This window comes from Lysinibacillus sp. BSL11 (assembly GCF_052928325.1).
The window spans coordinates 89,466-110,454 of the sequence record NZ_JAVGCX010000014.1 but is presented as its reverse complement, the minus strand read 5'-3'; the positions used below and the strand labels follow the sequence as shown (position 1 = coordinate 110,454).

Sequence of the window (20,989 nt, the reverse complement as noted above, 5' to 3'; positions counted from 1 at the left end):
ATACTATTATGTATTCATACACAACTTTTTGTTTGCGATAAAAATATTACCTTGAAAGGGGAGAGGCAAGTGGATGTAATTTATGACATCAAAGATGAAGCGGTTTTCGACAATTTAGCTACTAAGCTAGAAGACATGACTGAACAAGAGAAACAAGCTTTCATGATGTTGCTTCAGGGATACCAAGCTGGTATTCGAGTGGGTTTGCGTATTGCGAAAGGGCATCAAGAAGAGACAGCTTAGAAACAGTCTCTAAATGTTCCATATATCAGAGGATGATTCAGTCTGTAGCAGAAGAAATTACTTAATTTTATCTTTAACAATAATTAATGATTTTCGATGCTACAGATTCCGTATTTAAAAAGGAGGAGAGAGCATGAGAACGGAGAGTATGAGAACTGTTAGGGGTGTAAAGGCAATTGTCGAATACCTAGCCAGTGTTAATTGCCCAATGGGGAAATCAACTGTAGACAAGCTAATACGAACTAAGGAAATCCCGCACATGCGCTTTAGTGAAAGGGTTATAGTTTTCAATCTTGATACGATTGATGAATGGTTAAAAGGTGTAGATAGCCAAACGGAATCAAGCCAAAAAAGATTAGGTTGAAAGTGGAACTAAAAGTGTCCTAAGAAGGGGGGGTGTACCTGTGCTTGATTACAAAATAGCATTTGTCATTGAAGGTGAAAGATTTGAAGTGCCAGGGTTAGAAAAAATAGTAGGAAATAATTTGATTCCAAGAGATCAAGTTGATGTATCTAGTATAGAACGTGACTATGAAATGACTCATAGAAAAGGCCCAAATGGTAAATGGATTTCTACTTTTAGTAGAAAAAATAAGAAAAAAGCTAAAGGTTCATAGTTTTGAAGGTAATAAGTCAACTTGTATTACGTGAGAATTTTTCAGACGTTTGCGAGTACAAAAAAACTCGCTCTCGTCAAGCAGTTTGTAAATGCAATGAGGATTGTTAAGGAATTTTACAAGCTGCTTGATGTGAAGTCATCATACATAAAACAAAGCGCTGTGATACCGAGCCGATGACGGTATAAATCAATCATTCATTCAGACTTATAGCTTATGCGGCGGTAGCAACGTCAATTATTTTTCAATAAAAAGAGGAGGTATTGGAATGCTTAATGAATTGCAAAAAGCTTATAACGAGGGGTTGAAAAATTTGGTATTCGTGGATTTTAAGAATGCCACAGGTGAAATGAGACTAATTGAATTGGAACTTGCAAATCAAAAAGCTTGTTGTGAGGATGTCATGACAGCAATTAACTTGCTCATAAGAAAAGGGGATTACGACTCAGTTCGTGAACGTCTTTCAGCTTTAGAAAACAGTGTTAATTATATGGAAAATTTAGAAAAACATATCAAAGGAAAACGTCTTACAAATTTCTGCAATATCGCTAGTAGCTTTTTTGAAAAAGAAGTACCAGCAAAAGTGGTGAATTTCAATGCGCATCAAAATTAGAGCATGGAGAAAAATGACGGTGAAACAACGTATTAGGTGTTTGGCGTATGTCTCAAATAAAAAACTGCTCAATCGTTGGAGCGATCAAGCAGCTTAAACACACTGATTTATTTAGTCAATGAAATCAGTATATCAAGAAGCGGTGTTAGTGTCTAGCTTACTTCTGTTAAATAGTTTTAAGATTGGAGGTCATAGTAATGCAAAATCCAAAAAAGCCAACTAGAAAAGAAAAAATCTATTTAAGGTCTCTACGATTAAATTGTGACAATTGGTTAATTAGTAAGAGAACAGTAGATTACTGGTTAATAATCCACCGTATTTCTGGAAGAACACGAAAAATACCACCTTTATAGAGTGATAACAAGGGAGTGAAAAAAATGTCCATGCAGACTGCTGAACAAGAGCGATTAGTAGTAGAGAATAAACGTTTGGTTCATTTTATCGCTAAACGTTATTACCAACAAAATATGGAGCATGATGACTTTGCTCAAGTTGGCATGATTGGGTTAATTAAAGCCAGTAGAATTTTTGATGCAAAAAAGGATACAAGTTCTCGACTATTGCTGGAAAGTGCATCGAGGGTGAAATTATTAAATCAATTCGAAAAAAACGTGTACAAGCTATATCGCTTGACGAAACCTTTTCTGAGGATTCAACACAACGAATAGAAATCGCAAATGATATAAACGTGGAAACAGAAGTTGTGTTAAATGTTGATTTGAAAAACGCTTTAACAAAGTTGAGCGAGTTGGAATTATTCATTATTAAACACAGCTTTGGTATAGATACGGGCATTTGCTTAACGCAATCCCAAATAGGAAAAATGGTCAATCTTTCTCAGATGCATATAGGTAGATTAAAAAGAGGTGCATTAAAAAAGCTGAGGGAAGAATTGGAAGGTGCTTATTCATGAGTGAGTACATGCTAGATATTTTAGGCGATTACTTCTATAAAAAGAAATTAATAAATAGAGGTTGGGAATTTCATGAATTTGTAGAAGCGTGGCAGCAAGGTTATGTTGCTTTAATAGAAAAATAGGACAAGTTGCTGTAACAACAAGTCCTACCTATAAAACCGAAATATGAGCCTTTGTGAAACATCACAGGGGCTTTACACTTACGAAAAAAAATCTGTTGTACAAACATTCTGACATGTAAGTACTTATTATTTGACTATTGCCAAATACCTTATTGCTAGTATAGCAACCCTCATGGCAATCAGTCAATTAACGGCCTTGTATGGAGTATTAAGTTTACGACCACAGAGAAAACAAGTGAAGGTGGAGTACTTCAGTAAACATACTAGGTGCTATAAAAGATTGACTGGAGGATAGGCATATGAAGGGTGCTCCGTTTAATGCGCTTAATAAAAGAATCGACATAGAAGATTATGAAGAAATGTTCACAGTAGATGAAGACTCAGTTGAAGATCACCTAGAAAACTTACGTGATAAGAGAGTAGTTAAATGTCGAAGAAAGACAATTAAGAGCGGAAATATACTTGAATGTGAAATCTATCCCATTCGTTCTGATATGGGTAAGTGGGAGCGTGGGAAAAAGAAGCAAGATGGCAGAAGTAGCATGGCGCAAAAGAATTTGAATATGAAAAATGCTATAAAGCACTTTGTAAGGTTAGTGAATAGAAACTTCACTTTTAAAGATATTGCTATGCATCTTACGTATGACAATTTTAATTTGCCTGAAAGTTACGAACAAGCAAAAAAAGATGTAACAAATTATATACGTCGTATAAAACGTTATATGAAAAAGATGGGATTAGGGGAGCTTAAATACATCTATGTTATAGAGTTTGCTGATTCGGAAGGAAAAAAGGTAAGGGTACATGCCCACATCATCATGAATTTCAATGACCGCACTGTAGCGGAGGAATTATGGGCTAAAGGACGTGCTAATTCACAACAGTTACAACCGAATGAAAGTGGATTAAAAGAGATTGCTCGATACATGATGAAGCAGCAGCGCAAAGACAGCACAAAACGGTATACACCTTCTCGCAATTTGAAACAACCAATTATCACAATAGCAAATAACAAAGTAACAAGGAAACGTGCGGAACGTATTGCACTAAATCAAAATACTGCTCATGAAACATTTGAAAAAATGTATCCAGGTTATCAGTTCAATGAAATCAAAGTTAAATATAGTCCTTTTACTTCGGGTGTCTATATATATGTGGAGATGATACGAATTGATAACCCAGTAAAGACAAAAAGGAGATTAGATATATGAAAATAATCAGCATTATCAACCTAAAGGGCGGAGTAGCTAAAACGGTTTCGGCTATCAATATCGCTTATACATTAGTAGCGGTGCATGGTAAGCGTGTTTTGCTCATTGATAACGATAAGCAGGGCAATACATCTAAGTTTTTCGGACTATATGACCCATTCAGTGTAGGGCTTGCAGAGTTATTAACAGACAAAAAAGTAGATGTGGATAACGTCATTTTGCAAACAGCTTATGAAGGTCTAGACATAATTACAGCCAATATGAATTTGTTGCGTGCAAATAAGGAAATATTAATGGATTCAGTCCGTCCACAGCAAACAAGGCTACGTAAAAAATTGAAAAAAGTAAGGGAGCAATACGATTATTGCATCATTGATAATGCGCCTGATCTCAATTTAACAGTGGTAAATGCACTGGTAGCTTCTGACGATGTGTTAGTGCCTATCAAAATTGATCAATTTTCTTTTGATGGATTAACAGAAATCATAGAACAGATTGACGATGTAAGCGAGTTTAATAGTGAAATTCGTTTTGCGGGTTGTTTTGTAACAATGTATCAGCGTAGCAGTGTAAATACACAAGGAGCAGAATTACTAGAGCAACAGGGTTATCCAATGTTTGCAACACGTATTAGAAAGACGGTAAAGGTTGATGAAATGACCTTTGCTGGAAAGCCGTTGTTAGAGTATGCGAAGCGGTCAACAGCTTGCTTAGATTATGTAGCCCTGGTGAATGAATACTTAGATATGTGACACATTCGGACACATGTTAAATCTTTTGAGAAAGGAGTGCGCAAATGTCGAAATTCAATCTATCACAACTTATGAGCAAGGAATCACAGAAGCAAAGTGTAGCCTTTAAGGTTGACCATATTCCAATTGAAAAGTTGTTTCCGTCAGAAATGAATAAGTACGTAGTAAAGGACGTAACGGAGCTTAAAGCTAGCATTGAACTTCATGGTCTACAACAAAATTTAGTGGTGCGTGAAGTTGAAGGTGGTTACGAGATTATAAGTGGTCATAGACGTTTTAAAGCCATGCAAGAGCTTTATGAGGAAGGTAACGAGGAATTTAAACGTATACCTTGCAAAATCCAAAAATCAGTAGATGACATCCAAGCTGAATTGCAATTAATTATGGCTAACTCTACTGCTCGGGAATTAACAGATTACGAGAAAACATATCAAGCTGCTAGATTAAAAGAACTGCTAACTGAACTGAAAAAAAGCGGTATTCCGATTTCAGGAAGAAAGCGAGACATCATAGCACAGCTTATGAACGTTTCCCCTACACAAATTGCTCGAATGGACAGCATTAACAATAAATTGATTCCTGAGTTAAAAGAAGAATTTAGCAATGAAAAAATTAATTTTACCACAGCATATGAAACATCGAGACTGCCTGAAGAACAGCAACAAGAAGCGGTGAAGGAATTTAAGGAAGGTAAACCTTTAACGCCAGCAATTGCAAAAGAGATGCAACAAGAAGTCATTGGGTCAGAACAGAAGGAAAAGCCAATGACTCACGAATTAGACAGCTACACACCACAATTCGAAGCGATAAAAGCTGGATTAAAAACTTTTATGTATGGCTTTAATAATCAAAGTTTTCGAGTGGGCGACAAGTTGAAAATAAATGAATTTGACTTTGACAATCAAGTGTATACAGGTAGTTTTGTTGAAGTGCGAGTCACTTATCTTCAGGAAGGTGGCGATGATGGCATCCCTGAAGATTATGTCATCATGAGCATTAAAAAAATTAGATAGCAAATGCGGTCCATTTATTGGGCCGCATTCAATTAATACTCGTTAGGAGCGTTAAGCTATGTCGATTGTTCAATTAAATATGTTTGAGTGTGATACAAATATTCGAATTAATGATTACGTCTATCAGCAATTAGAGGCATTGCCAATTGATGGCACATTGCGCTTTGGGGATATACGTGTATGTCGTAATGAAAAATTCTTTGTAGTTGCTACAGAAGCGGAATTTGAAGAAGTTTTTAACATTTATAAAATTCAAAAATGCTATGAATTTATCAATGAAAAATTAATGAATAAATAAATATAGAAAATCAAGTGAGGGGTTGAGATGTAATGAGGAAACAAAAGCAATCTTATTCACGCAGCCATGCGAACAGAGGGAAAGTGTTCGAAAATTTAATTGACGGGACAAACAATCAATATCGTAATAACAATTTTGCTGACGTCCGAAAAGTACCAACGCCAGTGAAGATTTCTGAAGTAAAAGGAAAAGATGTTGAGGGTAAATTTGGTAGTGCGACATGGGTAGATTATAGCGGTGTGTACAAAGGGCAAGCCATCTTATTTGATGCCAAAGAAATCCGTAGTGGCACTAATTTCCCTTTGAGAAACTTAACTAAAAAGCAATATGAGCAATTACGTTCTTGGCATTTTAACGGTGGTAAATCATTTTTATTAATTTGCTTCTGGCTAGAAGGGAAAAACGAACCTGAAATTTATCTACTTAAATTTGAGCAATTAGAAACTGCTTGGGTAGCTGCGCTAAATGGAGGTTCAAAACAAATACCAATTCAATTCTTTAGAGATCATTGCCCTCGTATTAGGTCAGGGATATATACAGTTCACTATTTAGAAGCCGTAGGAGTTGATTAATAATGGCTGAATATTGGAGTGCTAAACAAGGCGGCGGTTATATCAAGTGTCCAGTAAAGAATTGTAACCACATAGGTAATATTATCACTGAAGCGCATTGTCGTATGGAACACGGAATGACACGTGAAGAAATACGGAAGGAATATGGGTTGCCACACAATGTTTCTATACGTAAATCAAAAGCAAATTCAAAAAAATAAAAAAGGGGGCTAAACAATGATAGAGGTTAGAGGCAAGCGAGTGGTCATAACTCGAAAAGTTCATCCGTGTTTTGGTTGTGAAAACGAAATAGGGAAAGGCAAACAAGCAGTTTACGTTAAAGCGAAAGAAGATGAACAGCATATCAATTTCCATCTTCATGAAGAGTGCAACATGATAATTGCCAAAGACAAATGGTTTTCAGGAAGCGGGTTATATCGAGGGTGTATAAAAGATGCTATGAAAACCTCAGAAAATTTAAAGTCAATCAATATATTGCCAGATGAATTGCCGTTCCCGATGCAATTAATAACAGAGTGGGGGCATAAGAGATGAAATTCAAAAAATGGTTCTTGTCTATGCCTCTAGAAAAAAGGCTGTATTTAATCAGTAATGCTATTAATGTGACTGGAATTTTTAAAAGAAGCGGAAGGGATTGAAATGGATAATCCTGTTTTAATCTTCAAAGGCGAAGAAATTGAGGTCAAGAAAATATTTTACAGCCTGTTTAAACATGAAACGACTGATGAAGTGATCCGTGTTTGGTATGAAGATTTTGACGGCTATCTTGTATACGAAAAGTGTATGGATAGTTTGCGAAAAAAGAGAAAAATTCAATACGGTGAATTATTTGGAGACTACGAAAGGGTTTGGGAGGATGAATGTTCATGAAGATTGTTGTTTCGAAAGAACAATTTGAACAGGTACGCCAAGTTGAAAAGGTGCTAGGGATAAAGATAGCCTTAGCACCAAAAGAACAGCAGCTACGTGTAGTTGATAACGTAAATGGTCAGTGGGGTGTTTATCAAGTGATCCGTTGCTATAAAAGCGTAACAAAATACTTTGCTGATTTGAAACTGATTGAGCCAGCTAAAACAGAACAAGAAGCGGTTTTGAAATTTATGGCATTACAACAAAAAATGGCGAAGGAAGGGAAATTAAAAGTAGTACTTTATTGAAAGATTTTGTGCAGGAGGTAGCTTATGAGTGAAAACATACATTGGAGAGCAAGAGTTTTTGCTGACAAAACACTAAAAGCAGAAGTTCAAAAGGAAATCGAGAAATTAGCTTTAGTAGTATTAGGGAATCACCAATTGAAAATTGAACATAGCAAAGAAGGATTTGACAAGTATCCTTATTGCAAACATGACACGAAGAAGTACTGCCCTGTTGGAAGTAAAAAAATGCACTATAGAGGTTCTTGGGATTGTTGGGTAGTTTACGGCAATACAAAAACAGATGTCTTTTTAGAAGTTTTAAAGTTATTGGCAAACGACAATTCTGTTTATTTCCCGATAGTTAGCCATAGAAGAAATGACGAATGGGTTGAACGGTCTAAGGTAGAAAAATTGAAAGAACAGAATTGAACCATTTTGTACAGGAGGGTTGCAATTTATGTGTAAAAAGGTTTGCTGGACTTGTGGTCATTATGCTTTTGCTTGCTTTGTAACAGGCGAATTCGACAATAAAGTTCATGTAGAGGATACATGTGATAAGTGGTGTCCAGAAGGAACGCAAGGCACTGTCACAGATTATGGGTACGATGATGGAAAAAACGAAGAGTGGTTAAAAGACGATATGTCTAATCTTTAGTTGACAGAAAATGTGCAGAAACGGAGGTAGCTACAGTGAAGCAATTAAGCCTATTTAGAGAAATAATTGTAGACAATTTTGCTGGCGGTGGTGGGGCAAGTACAGGTATTGAAATGGCAACAGGAATGAGTGTGGATATTGCAATTAATCATGATCCAGCTGCAATTGCTATGCACAGAGTAAATCACCCAGATACAGAACATTATTGTGAGTCCGTTTGGGATGTGAACCCTAAAGAAGCAGTTAATGGACGAAAAGTAGGGCTCGCTTGGTTTAGTCCAGATTGCAAGCATTTTTCGAAGGCTAAAGGTGGTAAGCCTGTTGATAAAAAAGTACGTGGATTAGCTTGGATTGCAGTTAAGTGGGCAATTGCAGTTAAACCAAGAGTTATAATGCTAGAAAATGTTGAAGAGTTTAAGACGTGGGGGCCTTTAAAAGATGGGTATCCAGACGAGAACAGAAAAGGTCAAACATTCCAATCATTTGTAAAAGCACTTGAATCATTAGGATACCAGGTTGAATTCAAAGAGTTAAGAGCATGTGATTATGGTGCGCCGACTACTCGAAAGAGATTTTTCATGATTGCTAGATGTGATGGGAAAGCAATCAAATGGCCAGAACCTACTCATGGAAATCCCGATAGTTTAGAAGTTCAAGTGGGTAAATTATTACCTTGGAGAACAGCCAGTGAGATTATAGATTGGTCAATAGGTACACCTTCAATTTTCGACAGAAAGAAACCTCTTGCTGAAAATACGATGCGTAGAATTGCTCGAGGGATAGAACGATTTGTTATTAATAATCCTTCACCGTTTATTGTGCGTATTGGTCAAACTGGATTTGGTGGAGATAGACTTCAATATCAACTTAACAAACCATTAACTACCATTACAACGAAAGCAGAGCATTGTTTAGTAACTCCTATGCTTCTAGTAAATACAACAGGACATTCAGGAAGTAAACTTGACGAACCAATCAAGACAATAACTACTGGTGGACATCATGCATTAGTAACTCCTTTTTTAGCGACTTATTACACAGAAACAACTAAAAATGGAGTAAGAGGTCAAACATTAAAAGAGCCTATTGCAACGATTCCTACTGCAAATAGATTTGGACTGGTTAATGCTTTTCTCACAAAATATTACGGGTCAGACATTGGACAGCAAATGGACGAACCTTTACACACTATCACAACGAGAGATCGCTTTGGATTAGTCACAATTCATGGTCAAGATTATAAGATTGTGGATATTGGAATGAGAATGCTTCAACCTCATGAATTATTTGCTGCTCAAGGCTTTCCTAAAAATTATGTAATCGACAAGGATTTCGAAGGGAAGACATATCCTAAAACTGCTCAAGTAGCAAGATGTGGCAATGCAGTACCACCACCATTTGCAGAAGCGCTTGTAAGAGCGAATTTACCAGAAATGTGTGCGAGTAGCAGTCGTTATGCAATGAATATATGAAAGATAATATACAGGAGGGAATAACCATGTTATCGACTAAAGAAAAAGTAGAACTGTTAAATAGTATGGAAATCGTTGAAACGGATAGCGATGGTGAAACACTGATCTATGTACTAGTTGACTACAACGAAGAAAATTTAGAAAAGTTAGCGCAAATAGTACCCAATTTAGAACAGTATTTAAAAGATTTCGGTGATGTTGACAATGATAAATCGGCAATTGAAATTTCAATGGCAGCGTGGGAATACACAAAAGCTAAATGGTATCAAGGTGGAAAATTCCATTTAGAAAAGCCTGTCGTAAAAGTAAAACATCAAGTAACTAATTACACTCGTTTGAAGTCAGAATTAGCTACTAATGAAAATAAAGACTGGTGTTTCTGTCAAGTTAAAAAAAGTGCTGAAAAATACGGTTTGATTTTGAATGAGGAAGATTTTAAAAGATTCTTTAAATTAAAAGTTGATGGCAAAGATGTTGATTGGATGATGCACCAAATGAAAGCTTACAATAAAACTTTCGTAGATACGTTAGTAGCATATATAACTCAATAATTTTAATCAACAATCCATCAAAGCTACGGAACATTTTGAGAATATTGTTTAGCATTAGAAAAATTTAAGGAGAGATTTTTACATGGATATGACAATCAATGGATTATGTAAAGAAGCACATAAAACAGCAATTCAAAAGGGCTGGTATGACGAACAACGTGAGACGGGTACAATTTTAGCGTTAGTACACAGTGAAGTCAGCGAAGCTCTAGAAGCGGACAGAAAAGGGGAATCACAGAAATTCCAAGAAGAATTAGCTGATGTATGTATCAGGGTGTTCGATTTAGCTGGTTCAAAAGGAATCGACTTAGAATCAATCATCATGGCGAAGATGGCGTATAACAAAACGCGACCATATAAACATGGTGGAAAATTATACTAGAAAGATTGGATAAAGAAAGGAGATATGGATTATGGAAGGTACAGTACAAATTTCAATACAAGATTTCGATAATTTACGAGAAAGAGTAGATGGATATGAAAGGAAGTATAAAAATCTAGTGAAGGCACTTAATGAGTGTACTGTTGAAATTCAAGATCATGAAGTTGATGCAGAAAAGGATGAATGGATACAAATTATCTCACTTGATGCGGAAAAAACTTTGAAACTAGTAGCGGGTTTTGGTTCAGAATTTATTGATGAAAGTGACGTACTACAGTTCGTTAATGTAGATAATATAAAAATTAAAAGTATAGTTCCTGGCGAAAATAATCAGAAAGCGGTTATAAGTAAGGAGGAATGATATATGAACGCAATACGAAAGGAAACTAGAAAACGTAGAGCGGAATTGATTAACCAGCAAGACCATGTTTCTTACTTTGGATGCAAAGGTTGTCTTAACCGTAGAGCATACAAACCATCTCAAAAATGCAGAGGTTGCAAAGTATATAAGCAGTTAAGAAGCATAGGGAAAGAATTAGAACAGATTAGCAAGGCTGGTAGATGGTCAAAGAAAAACCCGCACACTTCAAAAAGAGAGTGTGAAAAAGATGGAAAATGAAAATCTGACGAGGGAAGAAATGTTAGCCTATCTTACAGCATTCGGACGATTAGTGCCAGAATACTATGAGAGGTTGGACGATGAAAAATTAAAAAGGGAATATGAGGAAGAAAGAAGGATATAAAAAAAGAGCAGCAGGAACACCTACTACTCAGCCAAACTATACACAAGGTAATTATAGCATAAAAAAGAAAGTGTTGTAGTTACCTTGATATGCAAGTGAAAGATAGGTCGGAAATTTGAACACTTCATAGGAGGTAAAACTATGACAGAACATAAGACAACAGTTTTAACAACTGAGCATATTGAGGTGATTTCTAGGGCTGCGGCAGTAGTAGCGATCGAACAATACAAACAAGAGTCACAAAAACAAGAAAAACAAAGGCATGACCGTCGATTGCGTAACGTAAAGATGCTGTTGCGTAATTATCGCAGTTTTGTAGAACATGTTGCTGACGTTCAGAACGACATTGTAAAGTTAGAACACAAACTTGTTATTGATGATCTGGACACAGATGATTTAGCAGTAGAGGCGATTAAACGTTCGAAAAAAAGAACGCTAGCCATTATTAAATTTCTTGATCGCATGTTAAATGTTTATAAAGCGATGTGCGAAGAAGCTACTACAGCAGAAGAAGCCAGACGATATAATTCCATCTATCATTTATATCTAGCTCCTGTAAAAAAAACATATGTAGAAATTGGTGAAATTCAGTTTTTATCCGACAGGACTGTTTACAATGATGTTAAAAAAGCCTATGAGGACTTGACCGTATTGATTTTTGGGGTAGATGGTTTACGATTTCGAATCTGAGATGTCGTTGCAAAAACACTTCATATTATTTTCATTATTAACAATGTATGATGATAGTGTAAGACTAATGTGTATATCTGGAAGCGGAGGAAATTAGTCTTCCAACGATCGAAAGGGGTGATTATCATGTGAATTATGCAACCCCCTTTTTTAAAAGACAAACTTACTACTGTTAAAGTGCGCGGAAACGCACTGAAACACAAACTATCGTTGCAAAACAACATGGTGCGCTCTACCGTGATGTCGAAAAAGAGCAATCGACAATTAAATATTTTTACCGCAGTAGACGAGCCTTATCCCTAGCACGGTAAGGCTAATGTAAAGGAGTAGTGGCGGAATAGGTAGACGCAATGTAGTGGTGTAGTTAATGGCTCTTGGTAATAGGGCGCTGAAGCTTCAGCAATATCGGGCATAAACGAGATACCACGAAAATTACCATACAAGGTGCAAATCCTTGTCTACTTCATTTACTTAAATAGGTTGTGAAAAAAGCATTGTAACAGTATTTCGTTGCAGTGCTTTTTATTAAATTGGGGGGGTGTTGAATAATGCCAAAACAAAATTTTAACCAACAAATTGAAAATAATTTTAAGTCCCATGCTCCGAAAGAGGCACAACCAGAGATGTATGAGGCTATTCGTGAAAAGGCTAAAGAGCTTGCATACTTGATTGACTATTTAAGCCCAAACAGTCGTGAAAAATCAGTAGCTATGACTAATTTAGAAACTGCTGTGTTTTGGGCTAACGCATCAATTGCTAGGAATTAAGAGCCTTCATTCATGGAGGCTTTTTTATTTTGGAAAGTGAGTATCGAGCAAGGCTTACCCCCTTTTCCTTGCTAAACGGTACTTGCTTTTGAAAATAAAAAATATGTATAAAGATTAGAAAGGTGTGAAAGGGAATGAAATATCGTAAAATGCCGGTAGTTATCGAATAAAGTTGTTGTGAGAGTAATTGAGACGGACAATGTATCACCTGCATGTTCCTCGATTGCTCTCATTGTCGTTTGGTAGATAGTGAAAGAGCAAATAGCGTAAAGAAGGTGATGCCATTGGGAAAATGAATAAGGTTAAGACAAGAGGTAAATACACTGAATGGCTTACAAAAGAAGGTTTATTGAAGATTGAAGGCTGGGCTAGGAATGGCTTAACAGATGAACAAATCGCCCATAATATGGGGATTAGTCGTTCCACTTTGAATGAGTGGAAAAAGAAGTATTCGGACATATCGGACACCCTTAAAAGAGGTAAGGAAGTTGTTGACATAATGGTAGAAAATTCCTTATTGAAGCGGGCTTTAGGTTACGAATACATGGAGCGAAAGTTTGCTCAGGTGGAGATGGCGGCTGAAGAACACCATGTAAGGAAACAAATTGCTGTTAATCAATACAAGTTAGATAATCCAGAAGCTACGCTTGAAGAAATACGTCTTGTTGAAATGAGCGTCTCGAAATTTAAAAGCGTATTAGTGGAGGAAAAAACAAAAGAAGTTGCACCTGACGTAACAGCTCAAATCTTTTGGTTAAAGAACCGCAAGCCTGATGATTGGCGAGATAAGCAGCAAAATGAAATTACGGGTGCTGGTGGCAGTCCGATAGATGTGGTGTTTAACATCCCTAGACCTCCTAAGAAGGGCGAGAAGGGGTGATGAAGGATGGCACAAACCATAACCATTGATTATGAACCAAATGAAAAACAAGCCCTTTTTCATGCGTCTGACGCTGACCAACTCGTATATGGTGGTGCAAAGGGTGGCGGTAAATCATGCGCTATTGTCATGGAGGCATTAGCGTATGGCATTGAATATCCAGGAGCAAAAATATATCTATTCCGTGAGACGTATGATGACCTTGAAGCCAATTTAATAAGTGAGATGAAAGCTAAGTGGCCTAGCGAACTGTATAAGTATAACGAATCGAAACATATAGCTACGCTCTTTAATGGCACAAAAGTTATGTTTCGATTTATTAGTAGCAAGAAAGACGCTGACAGGTATCAAGGGAGATCTATGGATTTTGTAGGAGTAGACGAGCTTACAAAGTTTGATAAAGCTTGGATTCAAATTCTTTTGTCATGTCTACGTTCTCCAAAAGGGTTTCCGCCACGTTTTAGGGGTACGTGTAACCCTGGTGGGCGTGGTCATGCGTGGGTTAAAGAAGATTTTGTGCTAGGGACAAATTATGGTGAAAAAATCCTAATTGACCCAATTACGGGCGGGAAGATGCAGTTTATTCCTGCGTCTGTATATGACAACGTTGTCCTGATGGCAAATGACCCTAACTACGTGAAGCGGTTAGAACACTTGCCTGAGAATGAACGTCGAGCTTTCTTACATGGGGATTGGGATATATTCTCTGGACAATACTTTACGGAATGGATGCGTGAAAAACATGTTATTAAACCGTTTAAAATACCCGACCACTGGCGTAAATGGCGTGCTATGGACTGGGGCTTTAATGACAACTGTTCTGTTGGGTGGTATGCAGCAGATGAAGAAGGACATGTATATAAATATCGTCAATTATATGTCCGTGAAATGCTAGCATCTGATATAGCTAAAAAGGTTGTTGAGCTATCGCAAGGTGAAAAAATCCGATATACGGTAGCAGGGCATGATTGCTGGCAGAAGCGAGGTAATGACAATTCGCAAGGAGAGTCGATAGCTGAAACGTTTGCACAAAATGGTGTCCCATTAGAAAAAGCCGATATTTCCCGTATTGTAGGCTGGCAAAGGGTAAGGGAGTATCTAAAAGATGCACCAGATGAAAAACCTTGGTTTATGGTTTTTGAAAATTGTGCCGATACAATACGCACTTTACCAATGATGATTTATGATGAAAGAAATATAGAGGATTTAGATGATTCATTAGAAGATCATGCGGCAGATGAAACAAGGTATTCTCTTATGTCTAGACCTTTGAAATCAAAGGCTGCACCACCAGATGAAAGTAAAATTAGTAAATTAAAAAAAGCAACAATTAAAAAGAGTAAGCAGCGCACTAAACGATTGATTTAGTGTGTTTATTTGTGTTTTAAGGAGGGATTAGGATTGAAGGTTAATGAAGTTCAGTTATTTGAAAAAGGGTACAAAAATCTGTGTTCTACGTTTGCGTGTGGTCAATGGGCAACGAAATATATAGGTCGTCCTGATGCGCCTTTAAATGTGGCGCATGTGTTATGTGATAAATGTCTAGGTGAATTAGTGCAATCAATTCATGAGCAATATCCTATGGAAGCGGCGAAGGATGAAACAAGCCATACAGATGTAGATGTGAATGGTTTAACTGAAGCGGTGGCAGATGCCCGTACACATGCTGAAGTAGATAAAATCGTAGAAAAGTATGGTTTACAAGGAGTTCCAACTAAAACCGATGGAGCAACTGTCCAGGCACGTAAAGATGAGATATTAAAAACAGTGGAATGATGTAGCATTTTTCTTCATAAAGGCTAAGGAATTTTATGCATTAAAACTTGGGAAATAATTAAGAGCAAGCCTTATAAAGCCTGATAAATCAACGATGTATAAAATCCTGCATAATCAATAAAAAAGGTAGTTTGAAGAACGTTGATATAACAGCGTTTGTAGAAATCCTAACTTCCTGAAACTATTATTATGTAAACCTAAAACGAATGTCATATTCAATTTTTGAATAAAAGATGAAGGGATGATGTGGGATGATTAACTATATTGTCATTATTGTATTGGTACTTGTTATCTTACTACAAGAGATTGTTCATAGCAGAGAGCGAAAAGACTTATATACTCGATTAATGGCTCGTGATCTCTATGAATATAACCAAATTACTAAAGGTGTCAGAGGTGGCGAGAGTGGCGATAAAACAAAACAAGGCACTAATATACTAAAAAAACGAATTGATAAATCATACCATCTTTTACATGGAGAACAAAAGGAGGTGTGATGATTGGTAGTAGGTGTAATTAAAAACATGATTACAGGAAGAAAAAGTGCGGATAAAAGTCGTGAGGACTTGTATGACGAGGAAATAGCGGCCTTTGTCAATCAAGAGTATGAGAGTCGTAAATCAGGACGTTTGCCATTTGAGCTTCAATGGAGACTTAACATCGAATTTCTAAACGGTAATCAATTTTTAGACATTGACCCTGCTTCTGTTTCTATTCAAGAGATACCTACAATGTATTGGTATCAAGAAAGAGAAGTATTTAATCAAATGGCAACAATTTACGAAACACGAGTTGCACAGTTGTCGAGAACGATACCGATGATTAAAGTGCGTCCAGCGTCACAGGATGACGGAGATATTTCTGCCGCAAGGGTATCATCAAGCCTATTGCAATCAACATGGCATGAAGAAGATATGGACGTCATTTGGGATGATTTATGTGCGTGGACGGAGCTAACAGGAACAGCTTTTATTAAAAATGTCTGGAATAAAGATAAAGGTCGAACAGTCATGATAATGAGAGTACCGAAAGAACAACAAGAAAATAAGGCTTCAAATGGAGATACAAAACATGCAAGTCAGTTGCTTGAAGGTGAATATGAGGATGTTGAATTGAAAGAGGGAGATATGGATGTGTGTGTCGTTTCGCCTTTCGAGTTCTTCCCTGATAACAATTTTGCATCGTCATTAAAGGCGTGTCATAGTGTTATACATGCAAAAGCATATGCCATAAAAGACATTGAAGAAATATGGGGTGTCAAAGTAGAACCTGAAAAAGTCGATGTTATGACATTGCAACAGATGCAAGCAGGACTTGGTGGTATTGGTTATAGTGTAGGTGGTTATAGAGGGAAATCTATGCAATTGAAAAATCATGCAATAGTAAAAGAATATTATGAACGCCCGACAAAGAAGTATCCAAACGGGCGTTTTATTGTGGTTTCAAATAACAAAGTGTTGTCTTTGAGTGAACTACCTTACAAGGTTGGTGACGATGGGAAGCGGGATTTTCCGTTTGTTCTGGCGAGATCAATAAAAAAGCCTGCTCAATTTTGGGGAGGTTCAGTCCTTGAAAGAATCATACCTATACAACGACGCTATAACGCATTACGTAATCGGAAAGCAGAGTATCTAAATCTTGTAGCTATGGGACAATGGTACGAGCCTGAAGGTTCTTTAGATGAAGATGTTGAGTTAGATAATTCACCAGGTAATATTATTCGTTATCGTCCAGTAAATGGAGGAAAACCTGAACCTGTATCATTCCCTAACTTACCAGCATCCTTTGAAAATGAAATACAGACACTTTTAAACGAATTTACTGCTATTTCAGGTGTGTCCGAGCTTTCACGATATTCCCAAGCACCAAGTGGAGTTAAGTCAGGTGTGGCGTTATCTATTGCTAATGAACAAGATAATACACGTATAAGTAATACTGCCTCAAATTTGGCACAGTGCGTAAAGCTAATGGGTAAGCAATGGTTGAGATTATATCGGCAATTTGTTAAAGAGCCGCGTGTCTTGCGTACAGTTGGGCGAGATAGAGATGTAGAAGTGTCCGATTGGACCGTTTCACAATTAAAATCCGATGATGTGATTATTGAGAATAGTTCAGCACTTGCCGAAACACCAGCTCAACGTAAACAAATGGTATTCGACATGCTTACAGCAGGTTTGTTTAACAAAGAGGAAACATCCCCTATTAGCAATGCTGCTAGAGAAAAGATACTTGAAATGCTCGAATATGGTAACTGGGAAGGTAGCATGATGGAGATGCAACGTCTGCAAGAACAAAAGGCGAAGCGGGAAAATATGCGATTTAAGCAAGGGCAGCCAATTATGATAAATGATTATGATGATGATGTACTACACATCGAAATGCATAATCGTTTAAGAATGAGTGCGGAATATGAAGATATTTTAAATTCGCCACAAGGTATGGAGATTGACCAAATGCTTAGAGAACATATTGAAATGCACCGACAACGTATTATGATGCGGCAAATGGAACAGTTACAACAGCAAATAGCCGCGCAACAGTCACAGACAACTATTAATGGAGGTAAAAATCAATGAAAACAGATTGGTTAGAAAGATATTATAAAACACTTCTTGACTTGAATTTACAATACTTTGCTGACGGAGAGGGACATCGGTTTGCAGCAGACCCTACGCCAACAGAGCCACATCCATTTGCTTCTGAAGAAAGTAGCACTTTTTCGCAATTTGCAGAGCAACCTAATCCATTAATTAGCGAAATTCAATCTTCTGAAACACCTACTTTGCAAGGAGGTGAACAACAGCAACAAATTGTAGGTGACGGACAAGAACAACCACCATCTCAACAACCACAAGAAGAAGTGTTGAAGTTTGGGGATCGTGAAATTAAAGCGTATGGCGAAGATGTAAGGGAATTGCATCGAGATTACAATCAACTAAATCAAACCGTTCAAAACCAATCGCAAGAATTAGAGCAAGCTCGCCAGTTATTGGCGCAGTATCAGACGGTAATGCAACATCAACAGCCGTTACAGCAATCAGAAGTGCAACAACAACCAGCTATTAACCCTGTACGTATGCAAGAACTCCATGAAGAATACCAGGAGCGAATGTACGAAAATAAGTTTGAAGCGGATAAGTGGTGGAATGAACAACCAGAAGTGCAAGAAATGGAGCGTCAACGAATTGAATCACTTGTGCAACAACGTGTAAATGAAGTAGTTGGACCAATCCAACAAGAGCGAGAAATTAACCAACAGGTATCAGAAGCTAAGGCACGCTATGAAGATTTCGATAATTTTACAGATACAATGCAAGCTTTATTGCAAGAGAGTCCTCAATTAGCAGAGCTACCAAACGCTATTGATAATCTGTACTTCATGGCAAAAGGTCGTGCAGCACAAACAGCTCCACAACCAGAGCAACTTTTGAATGACCCAAGTTTCCAACAACAGATTATTCAAAATGAACAAATTCGAAATATGGTACTACAAAGCTACCAACAAATAAAAACGCAAAGTCAACCGCCTGTAGTAATGGCGCAACAAGTGGCTCAAACTCCTACAAGCCTTGGAGAAAATCGCCCACGTACTTTAGCGGAAGCATCAAAAGCGGCTTTAAAATTCTTTGGAAACCAATAATTATATGAGGTGAAGTATTATGACAAACATGAAACAAGCACAAGAAGCATTAAAACTTTTCTATTTACCAGGTTTACAATTTCAATTAAATAACGCAACCCCGATTTTAGCAGTAATGGACCGTGACCAAAAATCAGTAGTTGGTTCAGAAATTCGAATGGCACTTAGGTATGGCCGTCATGGTGGTATTGGTAACCGTGCAGATGATGGTGATTTACCAACTCCACGTTCTCGACAAACAAAGCAAGCGAAGTGGGAAACTAAAAATATTTTCGGTCATATCCAAATTTCTGATAAAACTATGCGTGCTTCACGTGGAGATGGCGCATTCGTATCGTTATTAGAAGCGGATTTAGAAGATGCATTAAACGATGCGAAGGATGACTTAGAACGCCAATTATTTGGTGATGGTTCAGGGAAAATGGCAACGTGTGGTGTAACTACAGCTTCTAATGAAGTAGAAGTTGACGATACGAGGAATTTCGCAGAAGGACAAATTGTTGATATTGTAACTGCTGCTTCAGGTGTTATATTGGCTGGTAATCGTGAAATAGTATCAGTTAATCATAAAGGTAATACAATTACTATCTCGGGAGCACCAGTGACAACTGCTGGTACAGATATTGTTACCCGTGCTGGAAACTTTGGATTAGAATTAACGGGGTTAGATGCTATCTTTACACCTGATAATACATTGTATGGAATCGACAGAACAAAAAATACTTGGTTTAACCCTACTGTTATTGAAAATGTGGGAACGATTAGTGAAGTAAAAATCCAAGAAGCAATTGACGAAGCAGATCGTCGAGCTGGCGGTAAAGTTAATTTGATGGCAACTACGTATGGTGTACGTCGTGCTTATCAAGAACTGTTATTAGCTACTAAGCGAACTACAGACACGATGAAGTTAAAAGGCGGCTATGATGTATTGCTTTATGGCGATAAACCAATGACGGTTAGTAAATATGCTCATGAAGGTGTTTTATACGGTTTAGATATGGATACATTCAAGTTGTATCACATTATGGATTGGAATTGGTTAGATGAAGATGGAGCAATTCTATCACGTGTACCTAATAAAGCGGTATGGTCAGCAATCTTAGCGCGCTATATGGACTTAGGAATGAACAAGCCTGCTGGTTCATTTAAAATGAGCGGTATTACTGAAGCGTAATTTTGTGCAAAAGGAGAGGGGAAACCTTCTCTTTTTTTCATATTCTCATTATCATAACTTTACAGTTTTGACAAAGAAACTCCAACCTGATAAGATAGCATTATAAACGTTATCATAACTTATTATCATAAGTGGAGGTGCTGTTTTGACAAAATACGGTTATGGTCGAGTGTCTACTGTTAATCAAGATTTAGAAGCGCAAATACAGGCTTTACAGCAAGAAAGTTGCGAGGAAATCTTCACAGAGAAATTCACTGGCACGACAACAGAACGTCCCATTTTCAATGATTTGCTGTCACGGTTAAAAGAGGGTGACACATTAGTTGTTACCAAGTTGGACCGATTAGCACGTAATACACGTGAAGGTATTGAGGTCATTGAAAAGTTGTTTGCAAAGAATGTGAAGGTACATGTGATGGATATAGGGCTGCTAGAGAACACAACAATGGGTCGCTTCTTCCTTACTACGCTTTTGGCAGTTGCGGAAATGGAGCGTAATCTTATCATAGAGCGAACGCAAGAAGGGAAAGCAATCGCTAAACAGCGTGCTGATTTTAAAGAAGGTAGACCTAAGAAATATACAAAGAAGCAACTTGACCATGCGCTTGAATTGCTTAAAACAAATAGTTACAAAGAAGTTGAAGCGGTAACTAATATTTCCGTTGCGACTTTATCACGTGAAGTTAGAAAAAGAAAAGATTCTGAAATGATAAACGATTGAACTTAAAATGTTCTGTCGTTTTTATTTTGTACATAAACGAAAAAG

At 37.2% G+C, this 20,989-nt stretch carries 34 protein-coding genes; all 34 read left to right on the top strand.

All coding sequences use genetic code 11. The features are described from left to right. The first annotated feature begins 69 nt into the window (after positions 1–69). The 34 genes from RCJ95_RS17255 to RCJ95_RS17090 all read left to right on the top strand — a co-directional run bounded on the left by RCJ95_RS17255 (position 70) and on the right by RCJ95_RS17090 (position 20,944). Positions 70–243, top strand: a complete 174-nt coding sequence (locus RCJ95_RS17255) for a hypothetical protein (RefSeq protein ID WP_446722574.1) — start codon at positions 70–72, stop codon at positions 241–243. A gap of 133 nt (positions 244–376) precedes the next feature. Then, on the top strand, positions 377–607 hold the full coding sequence (locus RCJ95_RS17250; protein WP_446722573.1) for a helix-turn-helix transcriptional regulator: 231 nt from the start codon (positions 377–379) through the stop codon (positions 605–607). Positions 608–647: 40 nt separating this feature from the next. Beyond that, a complete protein-coding gene (locus RCJ95_RS17245; RefSeq protein WP_446722572.1) occupies positions 648–860 on the top strand; it encodes a hypothetical protein in 213 nt (70 codons plus the stop codon). Between the two features lie 268 nt (positions 861–1,128). After that, entirely contained in the window at positions 1,129–1,473 is a 345-nt protein-coding gene (locus RCJ95_RS17240; RefSeq protein WP_446722571.1) for a hypothetical protein, read from the top strand. Positions 1,474–1,670: 197 nt separating this feature from the next. Continuing rightward, positions 1,671–1,826 carry a DUF6906 family protein gene (locus tag RCJ95_RS17235; RefSeq protein WP_446722570.1) on the top strand — a complete coding sequence of 52 codons (156 nt, stop codon included), beginning with the start codon at positions 1,671–1,673 and terminating at the stop codon, positions 1,824–1,826. A gap of 24 nt (positions 1,827–1,850) precedes the next feature. Next, positions 1,851–2,141: a sigma factor gene (locus tag RCJ95_RS17230; protein WP_446722569.1), complete on the top strand. Its 291-nt coding sequence runs from the start codon at positions 1,851–1,853 to the stop codon at positions 2,139–2,141. Then, the gene (locus tag RCJ95_RS17225; protein ID WP_446722593.1) at positions 2,033–2,386 is read left to right on the top strand and encodes a sigma-70 family RNA polymerase sigma factor; all 354 of its coding nucleotides are present in this window, start codon (positions 2,033–2,035) and stop codon (positions 2,384–2,386) included. The genes RCJ95_RS17230 and RCJ95_RS17225 overlap by 109 nt, the downstream gene beginning before the upstream one ends. Next, positions 2,383–2,511 carry a hypothetical protein gene (locus RCJ95_RS17220; RefSeq protein ID WP_446722568.1) on the top strand — a complete coding sequence of 43 codons (129 nt, stop codon included), beginning with the start codon at positions 2,383–2,385 and terminating at the stop codon, positions 2,509–2,511. The genes RCJ95_RS17225 and RCJ95_RS17220 overlap by 4 nt, the downstream gene beginning before the upstream one ends. Before the next feature lie 299 nt (positions 2,512–2,810). Further along, positions 2,811–3,722, top strand: a complete 912-nt coding sequence (locus RCJ95_RS17215; RefSeq protein ID WP_446722567.1) for a rolling circle replication-associated protein — start codon at positions 2,811–2,813, stop codon at positions 3,720–3,722. Next, positions 3,719–4,474 carry a ParA family protein gene (locus RCJ95_RS17210; RefSeq protein ID WP_446722566.1) on the top strand — a complete coding sequence of 252 codons (756 nt, stop codon included), beginning with the start codon at positions 3,719–3,721 and terminating at the stop codon, positions 4,472–4,474. Before RCJ95_RS17215 ends, RCJ95_RS17210 begins: the two co-directional genes overlap by 4 nt. Positions 4,475–4,518: 44 nt before the next feature. Beyond that, complete coding sequence (locus tag RCJ95_RS17205) at positions 4,519–5,487, top strand: ParB/RepB/Spo0J family partition protein (protein ID WP_446722565.1); 969 nt, start codon at positions 4,519–4,521, stop codon at positions 5,485–5,487. Positions 5,488–5,545: 58 nt separating this feature from the next. Then, on the top strand, positions 5,546–5,785 hold the full coding sequence (locus tag RCJ95_RS17200; RefSeq protein WP_446722564.1) for a hypothetical protein: 240 nt from the start codon (positions 5,546–5,548) through the stop codon (positions 5,783–5,785). 32 nt (positions 5,786–5,817) lie between these two features. Continuing rightward, positions 5,818–6,357, top strand: a complete 540-nt coding sequence (locus RCJ95_RS17195; protein ID WP_446722563.1) for a Holliday junction resolvase RecU — start codon at positions 5,818–5,820, stop codon at positions 6,355–6,357. Between the two features lie 2 nt (positions 6,358–6,359). Continuing rightward, complete coding sequence (locus RCJ95_RS17190; RefSeq protein ID WP_446722562.1) at positions 6,360–6,557, top strand: hypothetical protein; 198 nt, start codon at positions 6,360–6,362, stop codon at positions 6,555–6,557. 16 nt (positions 6,558–6,573) lie between these two features. After that, a complete protein-coding gene (locus RCJ95_RS17185; RefSeq protein ID WP_446722561.1) occupies positions 6,574–6,891 on the top strand; it encodes a hypothetical protein in 318 nt (105 codons plus the stop codon). Between the two features lie 105 nt (positions 6,892–6,996). Continuing rightward, positions 6,997–7,227: a hypothetical protein gene (locus RCJ95_RS17180; protein WP_446722560.1), complete on the top strand. Its 231-nt coding sequence runs from the start codon at positions 6,997–6,999 to the stop codon at positions 7,225–7,227. Continuing rightward, positions 7,224–7,514 carry a hypothetical protein gene (locus RCJ95_RS17175; protein WP_446722559.1) on the top strand — a complete coding sequence of 97 codons (291 nt, stop codon included), beginning with the start codon at positions 7,224–7,226 and terminating at the stop codon, positions 7,512–7,514. Before RCJ95_RS17180 ends, RCJ95_RS17175 begins: the two co-directional genes overlap by 4 nt. 24 nt (positions 7,515–7,538) lie before the next feature. Continuing rightward, on the top strand, positions 7,539–7,922 hold the full coding sequence (locus RCJ95_RS17170; protein WP_446722558.1) for a hypothetical protein: 384 nt from the start codon (positions 7,539–7,541) through the stop codon (positions 7,920–7,922). A 28-nt stretch (positions 7,923–7,950) separates the two neighbouring features. Next, the gene (locus tag RCJ95_RS17165; RefSeq protein WP_446722557.1) at positions 7,951–8,148 is read left to right on the top strand and encodes a hypothetical protein; all 198 of its coding nucleotides are present in this window, start codon (positions 7,951–7,953) and stop codon (positions 8,146–8,148) included. A 35-nt stretch (positions 8,149–8,183) separates the two neighbouring features. After that, the gene (locus tag RCJ95_RS17160) at positions 8,184–9,620 is read left to right on the top strand and encodes a DNA cytosine methyltransferase (RefSeq protein ID WP_446722556.1); all 1,437 of its coding nucleotides are present in this window, start codon (positions 8,184–8,186) and stop codon (positions 9,618–9,620) included. Between the two features lie 26 nt (positions 9,621–9,646). Then, complete coding sequence (locus RCJ95_RS17155; protein WP_446722555.1) at positions 9,647–10,171, top strand: hypothetical protein; 525 nt, start codon at positions 9,647–9,649, stop codon at positions 10,169–10,171. 82 nt (positions 10,172–10,253) lie between these two features. Beyond that, positions 10,254–10,553, top strand: coding sequence for a MazG nucleotide pyrophosphohydrolase domain-containing protein (locus RCJ95_RS17150; RefSeq protein ID WP_306431970.1), 300 nt, complete (start codon positions 10,254–10,256; stop codon positions 10,551–10,553). 31 nt (positions 10,554–10,584) lie between these two features. Beyond that, a complete protein-coding gene (locus tag RCJ95_RS17145; protein ID WP_446722554.1) occupies positions 10,585–10,914 on the top strand; it encodes a hypothetical protein in 330 nt (109 codons plus the stop codon). 3 nt (positions 10,915–10,917) lie between these two features. Further along, positions 10,918–11,172, top strand: coding sequence for a hypothetical protein (locus RCJ95_RS17140; protein ID WP_446722553.1), 255 nt, complete (start codon positions 10,918–10,920; stop codon positions 11,170–11,172). Between the two features lie 265 nt (positions 11,173–11,437). Next, positions 11,438–11,986, top strand: a complete 549-nt coding sequence (locus RCJ95_RS17135) for a hypothetical protein (protein ID WP_349531954.1) — start codon at positions 11,438–11,440, stop codon at positions 11,984–11,986. Positions 11,987–12,534: 548 nt separating this feature from the next. Then, a complete protein-coding gene (locus RCJ95_RS17130) occupies positions 12,535–12,753 on the top strand; it encodes an Acb2/Tad1 domain-containing protein (RefSeq protein WP_446722552.1) in 219 nt (72 codons plus the stop codon). A 292-nt stretch (positions 12,754–13,045) separates the two neighbouring features. Further along, a complete protein-coding gene (locus RCJ95_RS17125; protein WP_446722551.1) occupies positions 13,046–13,633 on the top strand; it encodes a helix-turn-helix domain-containing protein in 588 nt (195 codons plus the stop codon). A 6-nt stretch (positions 13,634–13,639) separates the two neighbouring features. Next, the gene (locus RCJ95_RS17120) at positions 13,640–15,001 is read left to right on the top strand and encodes a phage terminase large subunit (RefSeq protein ID WP_446722550.1); all 1,362 of its coding nucleotides are present in this window, start codon (positions 13,640–13,642) and stop codon (positions 14,999–15,001) included. 33 nt (positions 15,002–15,034) lie between these two features. Continuing rightward, positions 15,035–15,409, top strand: coding sequence for a hypothetical protein (locus tag RCJ95_RS17115; RefSeq protein WP_446722549.1), 375 nt, complete (start codon positions 15,035–15,037; stop codon positions 15,407–15,409). Positions 15,410–15,660: 251 nt separating this feature from the next. Next, entirely contained in the window at positions 15,661–15,906 is a 246-nt protein-coding gene (locus RCJ95_RS17110; protein ID WP_446722548.1) for a hypothetical protein, read from the top strand. A gap of 3 nt (positions 15,907–15,909) precedes the next feature. Further along, on the top strand, positions 15,910–17,985 hold the full coding sequence (locus RCJ95_RS17105; RefSeq protein WP_446722547.1) for a portal protein: 2,076 nt from the start codon (positions 15,910–15,912) through the stop codon (positions 17,983–17,985). After that, on the top strand, positions 17,982–19,049 hold the full coding sequence (locus RCJ95_RS17100; RefSeq protein ID WP_446722546.1) for a hypothetical protein: 1,068 nt from the start codon (positions 17,982–17,984) through the stop codon (positions 19,047–19,049). Before RCJ95_RS17105 ends, RCJ95_RS17100 begins: the two co-directional genes overlap by 4 nt. 19 nt (positions 19,050–19,068) lie before the next feature. After that, positions 19,069–20,223, top strand: coding sequence for a phage major capsid protein (locus RCJ95_RS17095; RefSeq protein WP_446722545.1), 1,155 nt, complete (start codon positions 19,069–19,071; stop codon positions 20,221–20,223). A gap of 145 nt (positions 20,224–20,368) precedes the next feature. Next, entirely contained in the window at positions 20,369–20,944 is a 576-nt protein-coding gene (locus tag RCJ95_RS17090; RefSeq protein ID WP_446722544.1) for a recombinase family protein, read from the top strand. The last annotated feature ends 45 nt before the right edge of the window (positions 20,945–20,989 follow it).